The 2,535-nt window shown below is 57.9% G+C and carries 3 protein-coding genes; 1 reads left to right on the top strand and 2 read right to left on the bottom strand.

Annotated features, from left to right (window positions below; all coding sequences use genetic code 11):
- Positions 1-1,557, top strand: a 1,557-nt coding sequence (locus M0814_RS28830; RefSeq protein WP_247868568.1) for an Ig-like domain-containing protein, incomplete at its 5' end; no start/stop codon positions are given.
- Between the two features lie 111 nt (positions 1,558-1,668).
- On the opposite strand, the gene M0814_RS28825 is transcribed toward M0814_RS28830, so the two are convergent.
- On the bottom strand, positions 1,669-2,028 hold the full coding sequence (locus M0814_RS28825) for a DUF6124 family protein (protein WP_112997890.1): 360 nt from the start codon (positions 2,026-2,028) through the stop codon (positions 1,669-1,671).
- A gap of 152 nt (positions 2,029-2,180) precedes the next feature.
- Positions 2,181-2,535: DUF6124 family protein (locus M0814_RS28820; RefSeq protein ID WP_247868567.1), on the bottom strand; the 355-nt coding region annotated here is incomplete at its 5' end.

The following is a 2,535-nucleotide window of genomic DNA, read 5'->3' as shown; positions in this document are numbered from 1 at the left end:
ATTGTGGTGCCGGACAACCCCGAATTGCTGCCAAACCATGAAATCATCGTCACCTGGACTGGCGCACAGGGTACGCCCGCAGGCGGGTCGCACACCTCAGTGCCGCGTGCGGTAAGCGCAGGGCTTGAGTTTGCGATCCCGAACAGCGTGGTGGCGTTCAACCTGGGTAAGCCGGTAAAAATCTCCTACGTCGTCATCATTGATGGTCATCCAACACCGTCCCGGGTATTTGACCTGACGGTGCAAGCAATGCCGCAGAGTGCGCTGGCCAGCCCCACCATCGAGCAGGCCGACAACGACGGCGCCGGCCCGGAACTGTATACCGGCGACCTGACCCAAGCTTCCGTACGCATGGGTGACTGGCCGCTGATCGCCCTCGACCAATACGTCTGGTTGCGCCTGCGCGGGACCAATGCCGACGGCAGCGCCTACGCGCGCGAGATCTGGAGCGCGCCGACGGCCTTTACCAACGACGACTGGATCGCTGAAGGGTTCTTCACTTTTCCGCTTCCAGCCGATGAGCTCAAAGCTCTGCAGGATGGCAGTAGCCTGGCACTGGCGTTTAAAGCGGCGCTTGGTCAGAGCACGGTGGAGAGTGAGGCGGTGGAGTTTCCGGTGCGTACTTATACGATCAAGACGTTGGTGGATGAAAAACCGGAGATCACCAGAGTTGAAAATGACAAAGGTGAGGAAATTCTTGAGGGGGCGACCACAAAGTCCACCGTTATCACACTGAAGGGGTCTGCGAGCAAAGGTCAGAAAGTCCAGATCAAGGACGGCGCAACCGTCAAAGGAGACGCCGACGTCGATCCGATGACAGGCCTGTGGGAATGGACCATGACCGACTTGAGCGTGGACGATCACCACTTCACGGCCACGGCGCTGTACGGCGAAGGAAAAATCTCCGACGCACGTACGCTAAAAATAATACCTATCCCAATTATCATCGCCCCAGCGACCATGGTGCTGGGCGGGATTCGACTGATTAATGACTACGGGTGGGAGCGTAGGGCTGAAACGAATACAGTAAAAAGGCGTGTGGCGACCGGCGGCGTCGCGCCATACACCTACACATCAGCCAATTCTGCCATTGCGAGCGTCAGCAATAACGGGACAGTGACCGGCTTCCGGCAAGGGTCTACAACGATAACGGTGACAGACAAGAATGGTGACCAAGGCCAATTTACTGTCCGGTGCAACGAAATAAAAATTTATAAGGTTGTGAAATCGCCTGGCCTCATGGCGGGGACCTATGAGGCGATTACAGGATGGATAAGATCCGTCGGAGGATTGCCCGATCGGGACTCCGTCCGCGCTGTAGTTCCTAGCTTCAATGACGAATATCCAGACGCTCGTATCGTGTTAGGCCCACCTTATCCTAGTTTTCCTGGTCCCAATCTGCGGTGTTGGGGCTATCACTCCCACGAGCAAAATCAAAATTTGGCTGGGTTGATGGAAAACCATCTACCTCCCAACGATACCAGCTTCATGACGTACGCAGGATTCTTGGGCGAACAACGAGTCCCCGGCTACGTCTTTGCGCTCGTCCCTGTCTGAGAGGAAACAGCGCCTATGATGCGAGACAGTGCTCAGCAAAGCTGATTCTCCGTTGCTGGAACCAAAGCCGCCATGCAGGCAGGACAGCTGCCGCATGGCGACTGATGGCGGTTATCCCTTCGACCCAACATTATCCAGCGCCTGATTCACCGCCAACTCCCCCAGCATCACCACTTGGGCAATGCCCAGCGCGGTATTGCGGCTCGGCCCTTCCAGCATTCCGGCGAAGTCACCGAGCATGACCGTGGCCGAGGCCAGGGATTCGCAGGCGTTGGCCAGCAGGGATTCGGTGTCGGTTTGCGGGTTGACCATGAACATGCTGCTGGGGCTGTATGGCGTTGCCATGATGTGCGCGGGCGCGAGGTAGTGGTCGAGGGCGCGTTCGGCGGCTTCGTGGAGTTTTCTGGAGTTGTGCGATTCGTAGGGTGACACCGGGTCTGTGGCCGGCGGATTGGGTGGGATTTCAGGCATCAGCGGGAACTCCGATCGAGGCACTTTGAAAGAATGACATCGTGTAGGAGCTGCCCAGGTTCGGGCCGCGTTCGGACGATCTTTTGATGTTGGTTTTAAAAACAAGATCAAAAGATCGCAGCCTTCGGCAGCTCCTACAGGGGGCCGCGTGATTAGTTCGGCACGCGGCGGCCGTCCAGCACTCGGTTGACCATCAGTTCACTGAGCATGATCACCTGATGCAGCATCAGCACGGCCCGGCGGTTGGAGTCGTCGAGTGCGCAGCCGATGTCGCGGGCCATGTCACTGGCGGCGGCCAATGATTCGCAGGCTTCGACGAGCAAGGTTTCTTCGTCCACGGTGGGGTCGATGAGGAAGATTCGGCTTGATTTGCCTGACGGTACTGAAGGGATGGAGATCTTCAGTGCGCCGGGGTTGAGGTAGAAGCTGATGGCGCGGTCGGTCGCCGCTTTTATCTTCTGCGGGTCGAGGGCTGGGTCGTATGGGATCGGGTCGACGTCTGGGGGG

Origin of the sequence: Pseudomonas sp. MWU12-2020, from assembly GCF_023100605.1 — a bacterium.
Lineage (GTDB): Bacteria > Pseudomonadota > Gammaproteobacteria > Pseudomonadales > Pseudomonadaceae > Aquipseudomonas > Aquipseudomonas fluorescens_H.
The sequence above is the reverse complement of the archived record's forward strand: the minus strand, read 5'-3'. Positions and strand labels throughout refer to the sequence as shown.